The 2,150-nt window shown below is 66.2% G+C and carries 1 protein-coding gene and 3 tRNA genes; all 4 read right to left on the bottom strand.

What is annotated here, in order from left to right; all coding sequences use genetic code 11:
• Window positions 1-19: 19 nt before the first annotated feature.
• The 4 genes from ETP66_RS11730 to ETP66_RS11715 all read right to left on the bottom strand — a co-directional run bounded on the left by ETP66_RS11730 (window position 20) and on the right by ETP66_RS11715 (window position 2,081).
• Window positions 20-1,639, bottom strand: coding sequence for an IS1634 family transposase (locus ETP66_RS11730; RefSeq protein WP_130842766.1), 1,620 nt, complete (start codon window positions 1,637-1,639; stop codon window positions 20-22).
• A gap of 207 nt (window positions 1,640-1,846) precedes the next feature.
• Window positions 1,847-1,923 (bottom strand) — tRNA-Val (locus tag ETP66_RS11725).
• A gap of 1 nt (window position 1,924) precedes the next feature.
• A tRNA-Glu gene (locus ETP66_RS11720) sits at window positions 1,925-1,999 on the bottom strand.
• A gap of 6 nt (window positions 2,000-2,005) precedes the next feature.
• Window positions 2,006-2,081, bottom strand: a tRNA-Lys gene (locus ETP66_RS11715).
• Window positions 2,082-2,150 lie beyond the last annotated feature (69 nt).

The following is a 2,150-nucleotide window of genomic DNA, read 5'->3' as shown; positions in this document are numbered from 1 at the left end:
CCCACATTCCGCACCCCTCTCACTCCAGGAGGTAATATCGCTCCACCCCCAAGAGGCGCACCACCCGCTCGTGATGGGGCTTGAGGTTTAGCACCGCCACCCGTCCTTCCAGGACCACCAGACGCAACCAAGTCACGGGCATAGCCCGTATCTTGCAGAAGAGCTGGAACACCCACCGCAAGGTGGGCCTCGCCGTGGACTTCCCCTTTTGGTCCGGCACCCCCTCCCCCTCCTCCTCAAGCCTCCGCCGCAGCTCCCACTCCCCCAAGGCGTACACCAACAGCGCCAGGGCCATCACCATCCCCAAAGCCATCACCCGCTCCGGCCGCTTCAAAAAGGTGCTCCCCGTGAAGAACATGGGGTCTTTTAGAAAGCGGAACCCCCGCTCCACCGTGCGCGTCTGCCCCTTGTACCGCTCAAGCACCTCCCCCAAAGAGAGCCTCTCCCGCTCCAGCACGTTGGTGGCCAGGAGAAACCTCCCCAGCCCCCGCTTCGCCTTCGCCACCTTCCCCTCGTCCCGCTCCACCCGCGCCAAAAGGCGGTACCCCACCCCCAAAGGGCTTTCCCCCTTCCGGGGGCGCCCCACCTTTCCCCTCCGCCGCTCCTCCCGCACCCCCAGGTACACCAGGCGGTGGTAGGCCAGCCCCCGGCTCGCCTCCTCCAAAGCCCGCCGGGCATCCCTCTCGCAGGCAAACCGCCGCGCCAAAAGCCTCCGCAGGACCCCTTCCGCCTCCCTTTGCGCCCGCCCTATCCGCTCCTCCAGCCTGCCCCTCTCCTCTTCCCCCCGCGCCGCGCTCTCCACCAACACCCACCGCTGCCGTACGCCCCCGTAGGTCCTCTCCACCTCCAGCCCCCGGTACCCCGGGGCCAGGAAAACCCACGCCCCCTCCGGAAACTCCTCCCCAAGCAAGGCCTTGGCCTCCCGCAATGTGGCCGGCACCCGCAGGATCCAAGGGAAAGACCCCAGGGCCTTCAGGTTCTCCCGGGTGTAGCCCGCCCCGTCCAGCACCACCACCTCCCCCAGGTCCAAGGCCTCCCGGTACCGGGACACCAGGTCCACCAGGGTCTTGCGGTCCGCAGCGTTCCCGTCCTCAGGAGCAAAGAGCAGGGGGATGCCCCCCGTGTCCCTGCACACCAGGCCCATCACCCACTGCCTGAGGTCCGGCCGGTGGTCCCGGCTGTACCCCCGCACCAGGTGGATAGCCTCCTCCTCCCCCGTCCCCTCATACCGCCCGTGCACGTGGAAGCTGGTGGTGTCCACGTGCAAGGCCCGCACCGGGAAGGCAAAGGCCCGGTGGGCCTCCTTGGCCACCTCCAGGAAGAGCTCCGTCACCCCCACCGCATACAGGCTGTCCAGCATCCGCCCCATGCGGTCGTCGTTGAGGAGGTCCGGGGTGATGCCCTCCCCCAAGAGCCACTCCGTGGGCTTGCCCTCCCAGAAGTGGCCGAAGAGGTAAAGGGGGGAGGAGAGGAAACCCAGGGCGTTGAGGACCGCGGCCTTCAGGGCTACCCCTGTGCTCACCTTCTCCCCCGGGCGGGGACCTACCCGCCTGTCCACCAGGGATACCAGTCCAATGCGGTCCAGGATGCCGGCCACCAANCCGAGGTCGTACACCTGCAGGTCGGGAGTCTCTGCCACCCCAAAATCCTACGGGAAGGTGGGAGGGGTGCGGAATGTGGGTTGCGCCAAAACGAAGACCCCAAAAAGACCACGGGCGAGCCGCATCAAGCCTTGTCGATGGGGCAACCTCCGTGCATGGCCGCTTAGACCTCAGGCCTGAGGCCAAGTGCCATAAAAGGGTCTCCCCGCCTCACTTCCGAGCCGGGGAGTTTTGCGTTTCCATCGTGGTGGGCGGCAGAGGATTCGAACCTCTGGCCTCTCGCTTGTAAGGCGAGCGCTCTGACCGGCTGAGCTAGCCGCCCGTGGTGACCCCAGGGGGAATCGAACCCCCGTTTCGGCCTTGAGAGGGCCGCGTCCTAACCGCTAGACGATGGGGCCCCGCTTTGGTGGGCCGTGCAGGATTCGAACCTGCGACCTACCGATTAAAAGTCGGTTGCTCTGCCAGCTGAGCTAACGGCCCAACAGCCTTAGTGATTATAGGGTAAGCCCAAGGGCTTGTCCAGGGTATGTAATTGGCCACCACATTTGA

Source organism: Thermus thermamylovorans (genome assembly GCF_004307015.1).
In the GTDB taxonomy this organism is placed as follows: domain Bacteria; phylum Deinococcota; class Deinococci; order Deinococcales; family Thermaceae; genus Thermus; species Thermus thermamylovorans.
The sequence above is the reverse complement of the archived record's forward strand: the minus strand, read 5'-3'. Positions and strand labels throughout refer to the sequence as shown.